The organism is Leptospira sarikeiensis, from assembly GCF_004769615.1.
In the GTDB taxonomy this organism is placed as follows: Bacteria; Spirochaetota; Leptospiria; order Leptospirales; family Leptospiraceae; genus Leptospira_B; species Leptospira_B sarikeiensis.
On sequence record NZ_RQGF01000042.1, the window covers coordinates 72,109 to 87,997 of the forward strand.

Consider the following 15,889-nt stretch of genomic DNA (forward strand, 5'->3'; position numbering starts at 1 on the left):
CTCTAAAACAAAGTTTTACGAAAGCGATTTCTTCCGACTCTCCTTAATGAGGAAGAGGATATTTAAGTTCTTTTTCGATCAACGCGTATACTTCAGCATGAGTAGAATAATGTATTTCTTTGGATTTACATTTGTCCTTAAGCAACTGTTTTACTTTTTCTGAATGAGCATACAAACTTGCTACATACTCGATCTCATGTTCTTCACTGCAGTTAAAATGTTTCTGGTCCTTAGACAGATCCCTTCCCATAGTTCCTTCCTCCAAATCTAAAAGATTCCTACTCGTCCGAATGAGAATGCGAGCTTGAACTTGCCCATTCTTTCGCTTGGGACGGATCTACTCTTACAAGAGTATGAGTGATCGTAAAATCCTCGCTTGCCCAATTGGGCATTGTCCGGATCTCAACGATACGATACCAAACAGCGCCGGGATCTACTTGAAACAAATGATTCACACAAAGACATTTAAACTTAAAACCGAAACCGAACTCGGGGGGATTTACCGAATGAGGAGCCGCGAAAAAGAATAATTTCTCTTTCGTTTCATTCTTATATACCAAAGCGAATTTTCTGGTTTCTCCAGCTCCTAAGATCAATTTGGAATTTTCGATCGGGCTCGAAACCGGGGCAAGACTCAAATCAGAAACGGTATTCGTATCCCAAAGTTGAACAGGTCTTTGGGATGCGATCTCATACAGATTTATTTTTCCAGGAAGGCCCTTATACATCCATTCTACTTGAACCTCTACCCCTCCTTTTTTCCCTGCAAGGTTTAAGGAAAAAGAGGGATCCGAAGTTTTATCCTTTTCGCAATAATTAAAGAAAAGAACGAAAAACAAAACGAAGAAGGCATTTCTGAGCAAAGGTATTATTCCTGATTCATTTCTAATGTAGTAAACTGGAAAATCTTTCCGGGGTTTTCGTTCTTTACGTAAAGTTTATTTCCGGATTTGCGAAGAAGGATAGTCTCTTGGAAAATTTTCTCCCCATTCTCAGAATCTTCACTATTATTACAGTCCCTTCCGCATCCATTGCAGTCCCCGCCATAATAATCCTCGTTGTATTCCCTTTGGCTCATTTTACGCACAAGACCGAATATGCGAAGTTTTAGACCGTCAGGTTTAGCTTCTTTAACTTCATAATTTCCTAATGCAAAGAAACTTTTATTGATCTGCCCAGGGCCATCCGCTTCCGCTTCCGTAGTATTTCCTTCGAAAAAAAGACTTCCATCGGATCTAAGTCTTAAGGTCCAATTGGAAGAAATAAGGTTTGTTTCTGGATTTGGATTTTCTTCTCCGGTGCTTTCCGTAGCAGGGGCAGTTTCCACATTAGCAGTCGCAGCAGGAATATCTCCCGTAAATTCTCCTCCCACATAACTCCAGTTCAATACATAGTTTACATTGGCTGCGGAGAATTGGAAAAAGTTATTCTTTGCGATCTTCTTAACCTGCTCCATAGGGTTCGGTAAGATCCAATCCTCTCCATCCGAAAAACGGATCTCACTGATGACTACACCCTTATAATCCTTTCCGGTAAAGATAGAGTCCACTTTCAGTTTTAATTTTTTGCCTTCGAATGTTTTGGAGAATTGGACAGTTTGAGGTCCCATCATATCTCCAATCGTGATCTTTTCCTCGAAACCGTTATCACCGATAAGTGTAGCGGTTTTTAATCTACCATTTGTTTGGCAATGTCTATCCGATCTTTGGTATCCGTTCCAAATTTTGATCGCCTTGATCTTCTGTGTTTCCTTAAATTCAAAATCCAAAGAAACACCAGGCCCGTTCTTGTCGGAAGCCCAAGCATACTCGTATCTGGAATCGAATAAGTTCATTACGTCATAAGATAAATTCGGTTTAGCGGTTTCAGAAGCTTTTACGCTCGCTTCTACAACTTTAGGCCCCTTCCATTTTAACTTAGAACCTTTATCATCGTAAAAGTTTACCTTTTGGACACAAAGATTTAAATTCCTATGAAAGTTAAAAGTAACTGAACGAGTACTTTTAGGTGCATCGAAAGAAACCGAAGCAGTCGATCCTGTGGACAAGTCCTGGCTATATTCATCAAAATTAATATAGGCGGTGATAGCATCTGAAAAGTCCCCGCCATTGCAGGATTCCACTTCTATCTTGGATAATAAAAAGGTCTCGTCCGGATAGAAATGAAGCTTAACGAATTTAGCCTCTTTTTCCGGTCTCCATTCTTTTCCTTCTAAGATCTCGAATGGAAGTCCGCTTTCCATAGAGGTTGCGGTGATCATAGAAACAGGTAATTTTTTACCACATGTAATAGAGAACAATGCGACCAGGAATAAAGTCGAATATTTGGCGAACATCAATGCCTCCGAGAAATTGCAGAGATCAGAAATATATTTCTTAGGAGATTGGTAAAACGAAAAAACCGGCCGAAAATTGATTTTTGTTCCCGAAAACTGGAGTTCTTTCCGGTTTTCGGAGTCTGAAATTATGATTGGCGAAACCGAAACTTCGCGTAAATATAACTTAAGGGGAAAAGATGTCGATACCTAGCAGATATTCCATAGCAATCCATATCCTCTCCCTGATCGATCAGGACAAAGAAGAAGCAAGTTCCTCCCAGATAATGGCGGATAGCATCGGGACAAATCCGGTAGTAGTTCGAAATATACTAGGGAAATTAAAAAAGGCAGGACTTGTTGAATCTAAACAAGGTGTAGCAGGTGCAAAACTTGCCAAACCTCCTCAAGAAATCCAACTTTTGCAAATTTACAAGGCAGTAGAAACTGAGGCCCCTCTTTTCTCCATCCATGATAAACCGAATCCTAAATGCCCTATAGGAAAGAAGATCCAGATCACTCTGACAGGTATATTCCAAGAGGCTCAGGCGGCTTTAGAGGCCAAACTTTCGGAATTCTATCTTTCGGATGTATTATTTCAATTGGATTCCGAAAAGAAAAAAAGAGCCTAAGTCCCCTAGGACTTAGGTCCATTCTTTTAAACAAAAATCCTTGCCTCAAAACTAAAGAATCCTAATATCCTCTTCGTCGCTCCTTATGAATTCAGAAGGGGTTGGAGAGAAGAATGAAAAAAATATTCAAACGGGTTTTAATCGGCCTTGTTTTGGTGCTGGTTGCCTACTCAGGCATTTATTACGCTACATTTCCGAAATATGAATTCCATCCTAAAGAGGATCTAAGCCAAAGTTTCGATTCTTTTTACAAGAAAAGATTGGAAGAGACAAAAGCTCTGCATGGAAGATCAGGCTCGGAAGAAAAACTCATTCGTTTTTCACCCGGAAAAACCGAATACGCAATCTTGTATGTACACGGATTCGGAGCCTCAAGAGCGGAAGGGGAAGAAACTGTAGACAAGATCGCTTCTACATTAAAGGCAAATACCTATTATTTGAGACTTCCAGGGCATGGAACGAATAATGAGGATCATAGGGATACTCCTTTTACCGAATATCTTCGTGCAGCGGAAGAAAGCCTATTGATGATGGATAAATTAGGAAATCATGTTATACTAATGGGAACTAGTATGGGCGGGCTCATCTCCGTATATCTCGCCGGAAAATATCCCGATAAGATCAAAGACCTTGTGCTTTTTTCTCCGTTTTTTGATTTTGCAGTCCCTGCAGGTAAAATTTTCTTTTACCCGGGCGGGATGACGATCGGCGAATTGGTCCAAGGAAAGATCCGAAAATCACCTGCTAAAAAACCCGATGATGGGATCGGAGAACATTATTACGAATATTGGTATAAGGACCAATATCTTTCCGCAATCACTCATGTAAGCAATGCAACCAAATTCGTATTGGGAGAGCATAGCCTAGAGAAGATAAAGGTCCCAACTTTATTAATATATTATTATAAAGATAAGGACCATCAGGATAAAACTGCAAGCGTTCCTGCTATGTTAAAGGCTTATGACAAAATTGGTGGGGAAGCTCCGAATTCCTTAAATGAGAAACTACAAATAGAAGATGGAAGTCATGTCCTCACTTCTATCCATGTGGATTCGGATAAAGAGAAGATCCGAAAAGGTGTTCTGGATTTCCTAAACAAAACTGGAGTAAAGTAACTGATCTGCCTTCTTTCGATCAAACGAAAGAAGGCCTTTCGGATTCCCATTTTTTAGAAGATCTCAAAATTTCCTCAGCGAGTAACGCAAGAGCTGGACCGGATCTTTTGCGATAACAAATATAAAATTTTCTTTCAGTATTCCATTCTTCGAATTTTATTTTTCTAAGTTTAGGGGTTAAGGAATATTCGGATAAAAAACCGATCCCAAGTCCCGCTTCTAAAGATTTAGTGACTGATTCCACACTTCTAAGTTCCATTGCTATCTTTGGTCGGATCTCTTTTTCAAAGGATTTGATCTTTTTTTCGACTGCCTTTCTTAAAGCGGATCCAGAATGGAATAGAACGAAGGATTGTTTTTTTAGATCTTCTATTCTAATTTTCTTTTTTAGAAAGATAGGATGATCCTTAGATGCGACCGGGCAGATCCTATCCGAAAGAAATTCCAAAACGTTCAAACTAGGTTCGGAGACAGGTCCTGTCAAAATTCCCAAGTCCACTTCTCCCCTTAATAAGGATTCTTTTGTTTCTTGAGCATCTCCTTCTCTCACCGAAAGAGAAAGCCCTGACCTTCTTTGTAGGATATCCTTCAATATCTGAGGAAGTATCCAAGCGGATACTGTCCCGCCTGCAGAAATGGAATAATTCCCTTTCAGATCATTTTCCTTGGAAAAACTCTGATGGATCTCTTCCCAAAGTTCCTTCATCCTAATAGAATACTGGTAAAACTTTTCTCCCTCATGAGTGAGACGGACTGCTCTTCCACCTCTTTCCAATACAGTGACACCCAATTCTTTTTCCAGAAGATAGATCTGCTTGGACAAAGCAGGCTGAGTTAAACCCAATCTGGATGCTGCTTTCTGAAAAGTACCTGAATCCGAAATTTCTAAAAAATAAACTATCTGCCTGAATTCCATTCTAATCTACTTATAACTTTTAGTTATATATTTTATAAAACCAATTTATTTGCATTATATCAAAATATTTGCTACCTTATTTTACAAGAGGGAAATATGGGACAGACTCTATACGATAAGATTTGGCAGGCGCATACGATTTCGGAGAATAAAGACTCGGAATCCATTCTTTATGTGGACCGGCATATTCTTCATGAAGTGACTTCCGCACAGGCATTCGAAGGATTACGTAATAAGAATAGAGTGGTAAGAAGAAAGGATCTTACATTCGGAGTTGTGGATCATAATGTTTCCACAAGAGATCGTAAGAACAGGGATGCTGCGGGACCAATCTCCAGATTGCAGATAGATACTATGGAGAAGAACTGCAAAAATTTTGGGATCCGTTTATTCGGTCCGGAAAATCCGGATCAGGGGATCGTGCATGTGCTTGGACCGGAGTTAGGTTTTACCATCCCAGCTTCCGTGATCGTATGCGGAGATTCTCATACAGCAACTCATGGAGCATTCGGTGCATTGGCTTTCGGTATCGGAACAAGTGAAGTAGAACATGTGCTTGCCACTCAAACTTTAAAACAATCTAAATCAAGATCCATGTTGGTACGTTTTGTAGGAAGACCGGGCTTTGGCATCAGTGCGAAAGACGTGGTGTTAGAACTTATCTCCAAGATAGGAACCTCAGGAGGAAGAGGTTATACCATGGAATATACAGGAGAATGGATCAGTTCACTTTCCATGGAAGGAAGAATGACCCTTTGTAATATGAGTATAGAAGCTGGGGCAAGAGCAAGTTTGATCGCCCCGGATGAGATCACTTTCGAATATTTAAAAAATAGAAAGCTGATCCCCAAAGGACTAGAATTCGAAAGAGCGGTAGAATATTGGAAAACATTCTTTTCGGATCCGGATGCGGAATTCGACAAAATTATAGAATTAGATATTTCTAAAATAGAACCTCAGGTAACCTGGGGAACCAACCCTTCTCAATCTTTACCGATCGGAGGGATCATACCAGATCCTGAAAAACTTTCTGATGAAAGCCAAAAGGAAACAGCAAAAAAAGCATTGGAGTATATGGGATTAGAACCGGGGACTTCCATGTCAGATATTTCCATAGACAAGGTGTTTATAGGCTCTTGCACTAACTCAAGGATCGAAGACTTAAGATCCGCAGCAGAAGTTGCGAGAGGTAAGAAAGTACATCCTAAAGTTCAGGCCTTGGTGGTCCCAGGTTCCGGAGCAGTAAAACGACAAGCCGAATCGGAAGGTTTGGACATCATCTTTAAAGAAGCAGGATTCGAATGGAGAGAACCTGGATGTTCACTTTGCCTTGCAATGAATGATGATGTTTTACAACCGAAAGAAAGATGTGCGTCCACTTCCAATCGAAACTTTGAAGGAAGACAAGGTAGAGGCGGAAGAACACATTTGGTCAGCCCAGCCATGGCCGCAGCGGCCGCAGTTACTGGAAAATTTATAGATGTGAGGAAATTAGCATGAGCCCGAAGATCTGGACCAAACATAAAGGAGTTTCTGTTTCAATTCCGAGAGAGGATATTGATACGGATCAGATCCTTCCGAAACAATTTATGAAACTGATCGATCGAAACGGTTTCGGCAAACATTTATTTCATGATTGGAGATATTTAGATCCAGAAGGAAATATCCCGGATCCGGAATTTATTTTGAACAGGGAAATTTCCAAACACGCAAGTGTTCTTATAGCCGGAAAAAATTTCGGATGTGGATCTAGTAGAGAACATGCACCTTGGGCACTTTCAGATTTCGGGTTCAGGGCTATACTCGCTCCTTCTTTCGCTGATATTTTCTCGATCAACTCAGCAAAGAACGGAATCGCTCTTATCCGTTTGACATCGAATGAAATCCAGATTTTGCAGGATTGGGTGTCTCAAAACCCGGGCGCCGAGATATCGATTGATTTAGATCAACTCGAGGTAGAGGCAGGGTCTCTAAAGTTTAAATTCAATCTTGATCCGGCTTCTTTAAATCGGATCAAGAATGGATGGGACGATATAGACATTACTTTCAAAAAAATGGAAGAGATCTTGGAATTTGAAAAGAGGCAGTTCGAGAAGAGACCGTTTTTAGAAGTTTGTTGGTGAAACCGTTCTAAAAAGAATGGGAGATCGGTGCTCTGCACAATGGACCAAAAAACCTTTTATTGACTGGAAAAGAATTCAGGCGAAATTAATATGTTCGTCTATTCTTTTCCAAAAGGAAATCCAGAGTGAGTTTAACCGAATCCATTCACGATAAAATAACAACTCCTATCGTTAAAATCCCTGATTCAGCACAGAAGACTGGGATTTACGATCTGACTAAAGAAGAGTTGGGCAGCCCGATCGAATTAAGAGAAGGAGTAAGCCTACGTTATCTTACCCCACCTGATCGAAAAAGATGGCTTTTGGATCGCCTACTCTTCGGCTCGGACCTCACGTTTTTATACGGTTATTTCCGACAGATCATGATCGGTAGAAAGGATGCGATCAATGGAAAATTTTTCGATCCTAGATGGATCGAATTATCAGGTGGAATCCTAGACCTACTCGAAGGTTGTGAGGGAAAATTCCAAATAGAAGATATCCAGAATGTGATCTCTCCAAAAGGTCCGGTCGTATTTGCAGGAAATCATATGAGCGTTTTAGAAACCTTCGTTTTCTCATACTTCTTAGTTCCTCATAGAAGAGTTACCTTCGTAGTTAAGGAAAGTTTAATTAAAGGTTACTTCGGCCCCATTATGAGAAGTAGAGATCCAATTGCTGTAGGAAGAGATAATCCGAGAGAAGATTTGGTGAAAGTATTGGAAGAAGGCACCAATCTTCTTAAAAAAGGGGTTTCGATCGTAGTATTCCCGCAAAGTACCAGAACAAGGACCTTTAATACAGCAGAATTCAACTCTATAGCAGTAAAATTAGCGGCAAGAGCAGGAGTTCCTGTAGTACCATTCGCGATCAAAACCGATTTTTGGCAAAACGGTAAAGTCTGGAAAGACCTAGGAAGTTTGTATAGAGACAGAAAGATCCATATGAAGTTCGGACCTCTCATCAATCCGAAAGAAGATCCCAGAAAGGCTCAAGAAACTCTTTTGAATTATGTAGTCAGTAATTTAAAAAATTGGAATGTTGAAGTTATTTCAGAAAAAAATTAAGTCGTCCATACGGATCCGGCGAAAACCGGATCCGTATCAAAATCTTGGAGAAAGATTTAATAACCTCCCCCACCTCCGCCGCCGCTTCCACCACCGTAACCGCAAGCGGCCACTGCTAAAAGATATTGAGAAGAACAAGCAGTATTCGCATAGCCCGGATTCTCATTCGAACAAGTTAAATAAACCGCAGCTGCCGCAGTACATAGACCCTTATCTTTTTTATCATCTCCTCCGGTTCCATACAGATCATTGTACGCGTCGCAGTTTGTAAAATTTAATGCGGCTAAAATAAAAAGTAAGACCAAGATCCCTTTTTTGGCTTTCATACATTTCTCCAAAACGATTGCTAATAGATTCCGCAAACAATAACCGGTTCATCTGGATCCGCAATGGTTTTAGGAGAAGAGCCATTTCTTTAGGAATCAACAATACAATTTCCGAAATAAATGGGAACCTTGGATAGGTCTTACGGTTTGATGGGACGGTTTTTAAAAGATGATCACCAAAAATAGAAACAACTTATCCCTAAAATTGATCTTAGCAATATTGTTTTTAATGATATCGAATTGTATGGGTCTCTCACAATACGAAAGGCAGGAATATTCCTTAACATGCCACAGTTCTTATTGGGAATGTAATGAGTTAACCTCAAACAATTCTAACGGATATTACAGGTCCTATAGATATTACCGGCAACCTGGAAATTATAGACAGGTCCCTCCGTCATATAGACAAGGAGGCTCTCATACCCCTTTTCATATACCTGCAGGAAGATTTCATAATTTAGGAAGACCTTCCCATTGGAAATTATAAATTAATAATACACTTTCAACGGAACCAAAATCGATCCCCATCCAGAAACTTCTGCACACCTTCTTTCGTACTTTTACTTTCCATTACCGGATAGGTGTTTTTCGCTTCTAAAATCAAAGCGTCCTGAACGGATAAACTCCAACCATCAATCGCAGAACCCAAGTCCGCAAACATTGCATCCTTTGGTTGCCTGCAAAGTTGTGTTGCATACGAAAATGCTCTTTCTAAACCTTTTCCTTTTTTTGTAAGTTCCCATACTAACCCCAATTGATAGGCTCTTTCCGCTCGGATCCTTTGCCCTGTTAAGATCAATGGTAATGCGGCTCCCCATCCTAATAATCTCGGAAGATAAACAGTACCACCATCGATCAATGGAACTCCCCATCTTCTACACGCGACTGAGAATATCGCCTGAGGTTCCGCGATCCGAATATGACCATGACAGAATAATTCCAAGCCGCCTGCATATGTATAACCGTGGGACACTGTGATCACAGGTTTTTTTTGAATAAGCCTGGAGCCTCCCAATGGTCCTGGATCATTCTTAGAATATTCTTCCTTTTGCTGATCGTTTAGATAAAAATTCGCTAATCGCTCCAAACCGGATAGATCTGCTCCCGAACAAAAAGCTTTATCTCCTGCTCCATACAAGATCGCAACAGTAAGCTCATCATTCTTCTGAAAAGTTTTCCAGGCCTCTAAGAATAGATCTGCCATTTCCTTATTAACTGCATTATGAACCTCGGATCGATTCATAATGATCTCGAAAATTTGGCCGCCTGGGACGGGATGAATTTTTGTAATTAAAGGAAGTTCGGACATGTTCTGAAATTTCTAGGATTCCAGGAATACAGGAAGAACTTTTTTGTTTGGTCTTGACATCTTAAATCGTCAGTTTAGTATCCTAGCCGACCGAGTTTTGCGATATGCCTAGACAAGAAGAAAAACTCGGAACTGACGAACTTTTGCCCGAATCTTTAAAAAACCAAACATCCGACACGATAGAATTCCTAACCGAATTATTGGATACCTACGTTTGGGAATCTGAGAATTTAAACGATACTAAAATCCCTCCCCAACTCTCTAAACGTCTAGGTTTAAACGAATCAGAAATATCTTTCGCTTTATTTTTGACAAAAATCCATCCTGCGGACAGATCCAAATTGGAAGAAGAGTTGAATTCCCTTCAAAACGGGAATTCTCCCGACGCGTTTGAGATAAAGATCGCCGGAGACGACGGGAATTTTTTATACTTCAAGGTAGGCATCCGACAAAAAAAGAATTCTGAAAATTCTTCCGGAAAATTCATATTTCTTTTGCAAGAGATCACAAAACCTAAAGCGGATAAAGAATCTCTCAGACAATCCAATCGAAGATTAAAACTAGCCACAAAAGCCGCCAATGTAGGGATCTGGGATCTAGACCTATTAAAGAACGTCCTAGTCTGGGACGAAGAAATGTATAATCTTTATGGCATTACGAAAGATGAATTTACGGGAGCTTATGAGGCCTGGGAAAAATCCTTACACCCGGAAGACAAAACAAAAGCTATAGAAGATTTTTATAATGCAGTTGCCGGGAGAAAGGAATTCGACACGGAATTCAGGATCGTATGGCCGGACAAAACAGTACATTATATCAAGGCAATCGCCGCGGTATTCCGTGATTCGGAAGGGAATCCGATCCAGATGATCGGAACAAATTGGGACATCACACAGATCAAAGCTGCAGATGAAGAATCCAAAAAAGTCCAGGATAATTTAGCCAGGATCAACGAGATCGCAAAAGTTGGGACCTGGGAAATCGATTTTATATTCGAGAAGATGCTGTGGAGTAAGAAGACCAAAGAAATTTTCGAAGTCCCCGAAAACTATTCTCCGAAGTTGGAAGACTTTATCAAATTCGCAAAAGAAGGCGAAGATAAATCCAGAATGACATTGGCGATAGAAAGCGCGATCCATTCCGGGATCGGCTTCGATATAGATATTCAAATCTCTCCGCTCTCTTCAGAATCCAGATGGGTTCGCACTATCGGACATGCTGAGATCTCGGAAGGAAGATGTGTACGTTTGTTCGGGATCTTTCAGGATATAGAGGAAAGAAGAAGGATCGAAGACAATTTAGTCTTAAGCGAGCTTATGTTCCGAGGAGCATTCGAAAACAACGGGATCGGAATGGCGGTCGTTTCCGAGGAAGGGAAATGGCTAAAGGTAAACCGAAAACTTTGTGAAATGCTCGGATATTCCGAAACTGAATTTTTCTCCCTAACCTTCCAGGATATCACTCACCCTGAGGATCTGGAAAAAGATCTGGAGTATGTAAGACAGATCTTAGATAGAGCGATCGAGTCTTATAAAATGGAGAAAAGATACTTTAAAAAGGACGGTTCTATCATCTGGATCAATCTGAGTGTGTCTCCAGTTCACGATAAATTCGGCAAATTTTTATATTTCGTTTCTCAAATAGAAGATATTACTGAAAAGAAAAACGCGGAACAATCTCTACTTGCGATCAATTATGAAATGAAACAGATCTTGGATTCCGCAACCCAAGTCGCAATTATCAAAACCGATCTAAAAGGTGTAGTAACCGTTTTTAGCAAGGGAGCAGAAAATCTTTTCGGATACTCTGAGGACGAGATCATAGGAAAATACACCACTGAGATCCTACACGACGCGGAAGATTCTGCAAGAAGAGGAGAAGAATTAAGTTCCATTTATAAAAAGGAAATTAAAGGATTCGATATATTCAGCGAAGTAGCCAAAAGAGAATCCTACGATTCTAGAATTTGGAAATATAGAAGAAAAGACGGTTCTACATTTCCTGCACAAATGATCATCACTCCAGTTAAAGGACTTGAATCAGAACTAACTGGTTTCTTAGGGATCGGCACAGATGTCTCAGGCGCTCAGGAATATCTAGAAAGACTGGAAGATACGAAAGTGCAATTGGAAACTTTGGCAGAACAACTCGGAAGAAAGAACGCTCAATTACTGAACTACGCACATATCACTTCTCATAATCTACGAGCTCCCACAAGTAATCTAATCTCCTTGGTAGAATTAGTAGAAGAGGCAAAATCGGAAGAAGAGATCCTTTCCTTAGTAAGTAAATTCAAGATCTCCGTAGACTATCTTCAGGAAACATTGGATAGTTTAGTAGAAGTATTAAAGATCCAAGAAGGAACTAAACGAAAAATAGAAACGATCCGTTTCGATCCAGTATTAAAAAAGATCCTTAGAATATTAGAGGGACAGATATTAGAGACTTCTACAGAGATCCGATATGATTTTTCCGAGTTGGAAGAATACGAATATGATAAGGCGTATTTAGAGAGTATTCTCTTGAATTTGATCTCTAATTCCATCAAATATAGATCTTCGAGTAGAGTTCCCAAAATAGATATCAGAACTAAGATATCAGACGGAAAGAATTTCTTAATTGTAGAAGATAATGGGCTCGGGATCGATCTAAAAAAATACCAAAGTAAATTATTCGGACTTCATAAGACATTTCATAGGCATCCTGACGCAAGAGGTGTCGGATTATTTTTGACCAAATCCCAAGTAGAAGCATTGAACGGAAAAATTTATGCGGAAAGCGAATTGGATAAGGGAACAAAAATGATCATAGAATTACAACCTTCTATGAAACCCATAAATTGAACAATCTACGAAAACTTACGTTTTAGTAGGAATTCCTACGCAATCATATCTTCTAAATTACTTTCATTTCAAATTCTCCAGTTTTCAACAAATTTCAGCCCTTTATAAAGATTTTACATTTCCTGAAAGATCTTTATCTTAAAAAAAGAGAACGATTCGGATTGCTCTATTCTCCAAAAAGATCTACACTCTAAGTATGGACAGAAGCCAGAAATCGGATGAAAAATTCCGAATGAAAATGCAAACCTCCGGGGCTGTGGTTCACTCAAGAGCCCAACCTCAGAAACCGCTAAAGTACAGAACAGCAAAACCGGAAGAGGAGCAAATCGCTTCCTTTTGGTTGTTTTATCTTTTCCTATTAATAGGATCGATCATTCCGATCGTAGGAGTATTTCCTGCGTTCATACTGTTCTCTTTTGCGAAAAGTAAGTTTTTCAAATTTCTTCCAATTGTATTGAGTCTGCTGACAAGCGGTTATGCCTTATATCTCAGGGCTCACGCAGGTTCAGTATTCCAACAATTGAAAAATTTGGTCTACTAAGAGAGGGATAAAATCGAGCCGGACTTAAGATATTCTTAAAGAATATCCATAAACCCGGTAATATTTAAAGAGCCGAAAAAATCGGCCCTTCGAGATAATATCATATCAATCGAATGATTTAACAGCTCCAATATTAAAAGAAGGGATCCCAGCCCTTGCATTATAAGAATAGCCTGTTAAATTCGCATTCCCCACACTTCCCACAGCATGAGAAAGATCCCAATCAGTACCTTTCCCGCCCTCTATGGTCTTTCTAGGAATATTATAACTTACTGCTACATCCAAACTCCAGGAATCGAATAGATAGCTGAAACCAGCGGACACTATATCGGTAAGAGAGAAAAATCCTCCGGTAGTTCCTCCAAGTGCATTACTTTTTACTAATGGGGAATTATAAGAATATCCTCCTCTTAATATCCAAGAGCTGGAAGCCTTATATTCTACACCTAAAATGACCGCCCATTGATCCCTAAAGTTCAGATGGGCATCTGCAGACCCCGTTTTTCCGAGTGGAGTAGGAAGCCAAGGATCTTCCAAGGTTTGGTTCGCCTTTCTTAAATAAGAACCGTAATTGGTATAAACAAAGTCCAAAGCGAATTTCAGATTTTCAGGTCCGAAAGCAAAACCTAATACGTGTTTTTCAGGGAGATCGAATGTATAAGAAACTCCGGTCTTACGATAATAATTCGGATCATTCGTCCCAATACTATAACCACCGTTGAGAGGAATTCCTACATGAGATTGGTATGCATAAGCGACTCGGAAAGAATCGGAGAAGGAATAATTCGCGCCTAAGATCCCTCCTAAAGCAAATGCGTTTTTACCGCTTTCATAATAATAACCTTGTCCTGGGATCTCAATGTTCCCTGTTATATCATAATATTTTTGATTTAATTTTTGGGTTCCATAGGCAAGTTCTACACTTCCACCTAAGGATAAATTCCCGAACTTAACAGATAATCCGTTCACCAGTTTGAATACCGCAAATGTATTCGAATTAGATTCTTTGATCTGCTTTGAATTTCCAAGAGGCCCAGGCAAATTGACATCGGCCCATTGATTCACCGATTCTCCGGTAGGAGTATTCCTTGTGATCTTATCCACCCCGCCCGAGGCTCCGCCAGGAACATAAAAAGTAATTCCGTAGTTTATCGTTTCAGTAACCGGAAGTTTAAACGCGATATAAGGCCCTGGCCCTACTACGTTAGACGATTTATCATTATCATACGCGAGCTCAGGATTCGGATCTTGGAAACGATCTCTATATCTATTTTGGATCAGGGAAGCCCCTAAACCGAATTCCAGCTTTTTACCTTTTACCAAGGACAAGTTTGCAGGGTTCAAAGCGACATCCACAGGAGACCCACCTAATGCATAACCCGCACCTGCGAGCCCCAGATATCTGGAATTGATCGCATTAAAATATAACCCGTCTATGGCAAATATATCTCCGCTAACGAATAAAGAACCTACGATGAATATTATAAAAAGCGAATATTTTCGCATACTTTCATCTTCCCCCTTGGCAAAACAATCTACCTGAAATAGATCAAATGGGTTCATCATAGCACTCATTAATTCCAATAAAACGGATATAAAATAGAAATTGCCCCCAATATACTATCATGGATCACAGTATTATTAAATATTGAGCAGAAATATAAGAGTTAAAACGGAATAAAATTCAATATATTAAAATTATTATAGATTTTTAAAGAAATCTTTGGGAAATATCTCTATTATAGCGGATTTTGCAGATTTGAAATCCAAAAGGGAGTATCGGATGAGCATCCAAGAAAGGAACGGAAAACAGATCATAGATCCGACTTCGGACGAACCATACCAAAACTTTTTGGATTCCATATATAGAAAACAAAACGAGGACCCACATCGTTACGGAGGGCGCCAAGTTGCTGGAGAATTTATCCGAGAACTATTCGATATTTTATTCGCAGGTTTTTTTTCCGATCTGAACTTTAAGGATAGAACACAAGTGGAAGACGGGATCTCTCGTTTCCTTTTAGATGCAAAGAAGAAACTTCAACCGTATCTGACCGGCACCAATTCCTCTTTAGACATCAATCAGATCTTATCTAACTTTAAGAAAGAACTTCCTCTTCTATATGATCTGATCTGGAAAGACGCGATCGCTGCTTATGAAGGTGATCCCGCTGCAGAGTCAGTAAAAGAAGTTATACTCGCCTACTCTGGATTTTATGCAATTGCAGTGCATAGAGTCGCTCATGTGCTTCATCGTTTGCAGATACCGATCTTTCCTAGAATGCTGAGTGAATATGCTCATGAGAAAACAGGAATAGATATCCATCCTGGGGCAAAGATCGGAAAATCATTCTTTATGGATCATGGCACTGGGATCGTGATCGGAGGGACTTCTGAAATTGCAGATAATGTAAAGATCTATCAGGGAGTTACCCTTGGAGCATTATCTGTGAGTAAAAGTTTGGCGAGTGTAAAAAGACATCCTACTATAGAAGAAAATACGATCATCTATGCCGGCGCAACCATTCTAGGAGGAGATACAGTCATAGGTAGGAACAGTATTATAGGGGGGAACACATGGCTTACTCATAGCGTTCCGCCGTTTTCGGTAGTATATCAGAAAAACGAGGTCCGAGTCAGAAATTCCAAAGAATTGGATAATGTGATCGATTTTTCCATCTGATCAAATTTCTAAAACGGACCCGATTTACAAGTAGTCTTCGA

Annotated in this window: 16 protein-coding genes; 9 read left to right on the top strand and 7 right to left on the bottom strand. The window is 39.9% G+C overall.

Annotated features, from left to right (window positions below):
- Positions 1 to 43 precede the first annotated feature (43 nt).
- From EHQ64_RS18870 to EHQ64_RS18880, 3 genes are read right to left on the bottom strand one after another with little or no spacing between them, the layout of a single operon-like run.
- Positions 44 to 250, bottom strand: coding sequence for a hypothetical protein (locus tag EHQ64_RS18870; RefSeq protein ID WP_246048846.1), 207 nt, complete (start codon positions 248 to 250; stop codon positions 44 to 46).
- 28 nt (positions 251 to 278) lie between these two features.
- Complete coding sequence (lsa20, locus tag EHQ64_RS18875) at positions 279 to 863, bottom strand: LIC11469 family lipoprotein adhesin Lsa20 (protein WP_135651358.1); 585 nt, start codon at positions 861 to 863, stop codon at positions 279 to 281.
- 5 nt (positions 864 to 868) lie between these two features.
- A complete protein-coding gene (locus tag EHQ64_RS18880; protein WP_135651359.1) occupies positions 869 to 2,335 on the bottom strand; it encodes a discoidin domain-containing protein in 1,467 nt (488 codons plus the stop codon).
- A gap of 179 nt (positions 2,336 to 2,514) precedes the next feature.
- Here EHQ64_RS18880 and EHQ64_RS18885 point away from each other — a divergent pair, with 179 nt between their 5' ends.
- Positions 2,515 to 2,946, top strand: a complete 432-nt coding sequence (locus EHQ64_RS18885) for an Rrf2 family transcriptional regulator (RefSeq protein WP_135651360.1) — start codon at positions 2,515 to 2,517, stop codon at positions 2,944 to 2,946.
- Positions 2,947 to 3,059: 113 nt separating this feature from the next.
- Positions 3,060 to 4,061, top strand: a complete 1,002-nt coding sequence (locus EHQ64_RS18890; protein ID WP_135651361.1) for an alpha/beta hydrolase — start codon at positions 3,060 to 3,062, stop codon at positions 4,059 to 4,061.
- A gap of 19 nt (positions 4,062 to 4,080) precedes the next feature.
- Here the strand turns inward: EHQ64_RS18890 and EHQ64_RS18895 are convergent, their stop codons facing one another.
- Positions 4,081 to 4,977: a LysR family transcriptional regulator gene (locus tag EHQ64_RS18895; protein ID WP_135651362.1), complete on the bottom strand. Its 897-nt coding sequence runs from the start codon at positions 4,975 to 4,977 to the stop codon at positions 4,081 to 4,083.
- 96 nt (positions 4,978 to 5,073) lie between these two features.
- Here EHQ64_RS18895 and leuC point away from each other — a divergent pair, with 96 nt between their 5' ends.
- From leuC to EHQ64_RS18910, 3 genes are all read left to right on the top strand, one after another.
- On the top strand, positions 5,074 to 6,477 hold the full coding sequence (gene leuC, locus EHQ64_RS18900) for a 3-isopropylmalate dehydratase large subunit (protein ID WP_135651363.1): 1,404 nt from the start codon (positions 5,074 to 5,076) through the stop codon (positions 6,475 to 6,477).
- A complete protein-coding gene (leuD, locus tag EHQ64_RS18905; RefSeq protein ID WP_135651364.1) occupies positions 6,474 to 7,100 on the top strand; it encodes a 3-isopropylmalate dehydratase small subunit in 627 nt (208 codons plus the stop codon). The genes leuC and leuD overlap by 4 nt, the downstream gene beginning before the upstream one ends.
- 125 nt (positions 7,101 to 7,225) lie before the next feature.
- Entirely contained in the window at positions 7,226 to 8,146 is a 921-nt protein-coding gene (locus EHQ64_RS18910; protein WP_135651365.1) for a lysophospholipid acyltransferase family protein, read from the top strand.
- 56 nt (positions 8,147 to 8,202) lie between these two features.
- Here the strand turns inward: EHQ64_RS18910 and EHQ64_RS18915 are convergent, their stop codons facing one another.
- Complete coding sequence (locus tag EHQ64_RS18915; protein ID WP_135651366.1) at positions 8,203 to 8,472, bottom strand: hypothetical protein; 270 nt, start codon at positions 8,470 to 8,472, stop codon at positions 8,203 to 8,205.
- 169 nt (positions 8,473 to 8,641) lie between these two features.
- Between EHQ64_RS18915 and EHQ64_RS18920 the strand changes: the two genes are divergently transcribed.
- Complete coding sequence (locus EHQ64_RS18920) at positions 8,642 to 8,959, top strand: hypothetical protein (protein ID WP_135651367.1); 318 nt, start codon at positions 8,642 to 8,644, stop codon at positions 8,957 to 8,959.
- A 15-nt stretch (positions 8,960 to 8,974) separates the two neighbouring features.
- Here the strand turns inward: EHQ64_RS18920 and EHQ64_RS18925 are convergent, their stop codons facing one another.
- Complete coding sequence (locus EHQ64_RS18925; protein ID WP_135651368.1) at positions 8,975 to 9,781, bottom strand: enoyl-CoA hydratase-related protein; 807 nt, start codon at positions 9,779 to 9,781, stop codon at positions 8,975 to 8,977.
- A 104-nt stretch (positions 9,782 to 9,885) separates the two neighbouring features.
- Here EHQ64_RS18925 and EHQ64_RS18930 point away from each other — a divergent pair, with 104 nt between their 5' ends.
- Positions 9,886 to 12,624, top strand: a complete 2,739-nt coding sequence (locus tag EHQ64_RS18930) for a PAS domain S-box protein (protein ID WP_135651369.1) — start codon at positions 9,886 to 9,888, stop codon at positions 12,622 to 12,624.
- A 232-nt stretch (positions 12,625 to 12,856) separates the two neighbouring features.
- Positions 12,857 to 13,165 (top strand): hypothetical protein, encoded by a 309-nt coding sequence (locus EHQ64_RS18935; RefSeq protein ID WP_135651370.1) that lies wholly within the window; start codon positions 12,857 to 12,859, stop codon positions 13,163 to 13,165.
- Between the two features lie 105 nt (positions 13,166 to 13,270).
- On the opposite strand, the gene EHQ64_RS18940 is transcribed toward EHQ64_RS18935, so the two are convergent.
- Positions 13,271 to 14,671 carry an OmpP1/FadL family transporter gene (locus EHQ64_RS18940; RefSeq protein ID WP_135651371.1) on the bottom strand — a complete coding sequence of 467 codons (1,401 nt, stop codon included), beginning with the start codon at positions 14,669 to 14,671 and terminating at the stop codon, positions 13,271 to 13,273.
- Between the two features lie 277 nt (positions 14,672 to 14,948).
- Here EHQ64_RS18940 and epsC point away from each other — a divergent pair, with 277 nt between their 5' ends.
- Positions 14,949 to 15,848: a serine O-acetyltransferase EpsC gene (gene epsC, locus EHQ64_RS18945; RefSeq protein ID WP_135651372.1), complete on the top strand. Its 900-nt coding sequence runs from the start codon at positions 14,949 to 14,951 to the stop codon at positions 15,846 to 15,848.
- Positions 15,849 to 15,889: the final 41 nt, after the last annotated feature.